Source organism: Streptomyces sp. NPDC051104 (genome assembly GCF_040682835.1).
Lineage (GTDB): Bacteria > Actinomycetota > Actinomycetes > Streptomycetales > Streptomycetaceae > Streptomyces > Streptomyces cynarae.
Genome location: NZ_JBFBBS010000118.1, coordinates 1 through 2,198 on the forward strand (window position 1 = coordinate 1; position 2,198 = coordinate 2,198).

General features: G+C 65.7%; 1 protein-coding gene and 2 pseudogenes. 1 reads left to right on the top strand and 2 read right to left on the bottom strand.

Going from position 1 to position 2,198, the window contains the following annotated elements; genetic code table 11:
• Positions 1 to 94 precede the first annotated feature (94 nt).
• A pseudogene (locus tag AB0N14_RS39865) lies at positions 95 to 341 on the bottom strand (integrase core domain-containing protein); the annotation flags it as partial.
• A gap of 101 nt (positions 342 to 442) precedes the next feature.
• On the opposite strand from AB0N14_RS39865, the gene AB0N14_RS39870 reads away from it, so the two are divergent.
• Entirely contained in the window at positions 443 to 1,837 is a 1,395-nt protein-coding gene (locus tag AB0N14_RS39870; protein WP_366030573.1) for an IS30 family transposase, read from the top strand.
• A gap of 71 nt (positions 1,838 to 1,908) precedes the next feature.
• On the opposite strand, the pseudogene AB0N14_RS39875 reads toward AB0N14_RS39870, so the two are convergent.
• Positions 1,909 to 2,076, bottom strand: a pseudogene (locus AB0N14_RS39875) (DDE-type integrase/transposase/recombinase); the annotation flags it as partial.
• Between the last annotated feature and the right edge of the window lie 122 nt (positions 2,077 to 2,198).

Consider the following 2,198-nt stretch of genomic DNA (forward strand, 5'->3'; position numbering starts at 1 on the left):
CCCATCATGCACACGACATGACACAAGGGCGGAACCGTCCAGTCACCCACGAACGGGTGACACCAGATCATCTGGAACGGGACTTAACGCCCTCTTAGATTGTGGTTGTGAGCTGGGGTTTCGTGAGTTCGGTATAGTAGTTGGCTTCGTATTCGGCGAGCGGGATGTGGCCTATCTCGCCGTGGAGCCGCCGGTGGTTGTACCAGTCGACCCACTCGGCGGTGGCCACCTCGACCTCGGAGAGTGTCTTCCAGGGCCGCTGCGGCTTGATCAGCTCGATTTTGTACAGTCCGATCGTCGACTCCATGAGGGCGTTGTCGTAGGCCGACCGAGCCGATGGATGCGGCGATGCCGGCGGCCTGAAGATGCTCGGCGAGCTTGAACGACGTGTATTGGGTGGATTCAACCGGTTGTCGCAACACCTTGATCACGGAGGTGTTGCATGGGGCGTCCGGCAGGGTGGACGACGAAGGTGACAGGGCGTCCGGCGATGCGTTCGCCGGGCAGGCCGCCGGTCCGTCGGGACGTGGAGCGTGCGTTCTGGAAGAAGATCGCCGAAGGGCTGACCAGCGAGGACGCCGCGGTAGCGTGCGGCGTGTCGGCTCCTGTGGGGACACGGTGGTTCCGGGAGCGTGGCGGGATGCCGTCGATCCAGCTCAGCCCGGTCTCGGACCGGTATCTGTCCTTCGCCGAGAGGGAGGAGATCGGTCTGCTCAAAGCTCAGCAGACCGGAGTGCGGGAGATCGCGCGCCGTTTGGACAGGTCACCGTCGACGATTTCCCGGGAATTGCGCCGGAACGCGGCCACGCGGAACGGCCAGCTCACCTACCGGGCCTCGACCGCGCAGTGGAAGGCTGAGCTGGCCGCACGGCGTCCGAAACAGTCGAAACTGGCAGGCAGCGCGCGTCTTTGCGAGTACGTCCAGGACCGGCTGGCCGGCGAGATTCGGCACCCGGACGGGCAGATCGTCTCCGGGCCTGCGGCACCGCCCTGGAAGGGGCGGAACAGGCCCAGGCGTCAGGACCGCCGTTGGGCCACCTCCTGGAGCCCGGAGCAGATCGCCAACCGGTTGAAGGCCGACTTCCCCGATGATGAATCCATGCGCATCTCCCACGAAGCGATCTACCAGGCCCTCTACGTCCAGGGCCGCGGAGGGCTGAAGCGCGAGCTCGTAGCCTGCCTGCGCACCGGGCGCGCGCTGCGGGTCCCGCGCGCCCGCGCCCGTGGACAGGGGAAGAAGTTCGTCACCGAGGAAGTCCTGATCGCCCAGCGACCTGCGGAAGCGGCGGACCGGGCGGTGCCCGGGCACTGGGAAGGTGACCTCATCATCGGCCTGAACAGCTCCGCGATCGGCACCTTGGTCGAGCGCACCACGCGCTTCACGATGCTGTTGCACCTGCCGCCCATGCCCGGTCACGGAGGTCTCCGCGCCAAGAACGGCCCGGCGCTGGCCGGCCACGGCGCCGAGGCCGTGCGCGACGCCCTCGCGGCCACGATCACCGAACTCCCCGCTCAGTTGCGCAAGTCGCTGACTTGGGACCAGGGTTCGGAGATGTCTCAACACGCTCAACTCCGCGTCGACACCGGCCTGGAGATCTACTTTGCCGACCCCCACAGTCCCTGGCAGCGCGGCACGAACGAGAACACGAACGGGCTGCTGCGGCAGTACTTTCCCAAAGGAACGGATCTGAGCCGGCACAGCCGTGACGACCTGAACGCCGTCGCCGCCGCCCTCAACGGACGCCCCCGCAAGACACTCGGCTGGCGAACACCCGCCGAGGTCCTCAACAAGCAACTACAGTCGCTTCAGAGCAGCAGTGTTGCGACGACTCCTTGAACCCAAGTAGCGACCCGGCATCCGAATGATGGATCAACTCACCTGTTTGTATCGGGCTGTTGGTCATCATCGCGCTGCCACAGCGCCATCTCCAGGGCGTCCAGGACGAAGACGGTCTCCTTCACGGTGGCCGCGGACCAGCCGACCATCCGGCGGGAGAAGGTGTCCACGACGAACGCGACGTAGACGGTCGCGGACCACGTTTTCACGTGGGTGAAGTCCGCCACCCAGCACCGGTTAGTACTCCAGCTGTAGATCGTGATCTTGCTGGTCGGGCCGGGTGCGGAGACGGGTGCGGCCACCGTTGATCATCGTGAGTTGTGTGGACAAACGACGAGACGGTGGCCGCAGGTCACAGCAT

Coding starts and splice junctions, on each gene's coding strand:
- AB0N14_RS39870 (WP_366030573.1), top strand. CDS start 443: ATGGGGCGTCCGGCAGGGTGGACGACGAAGGTGACAGGGCGTCCGGCG.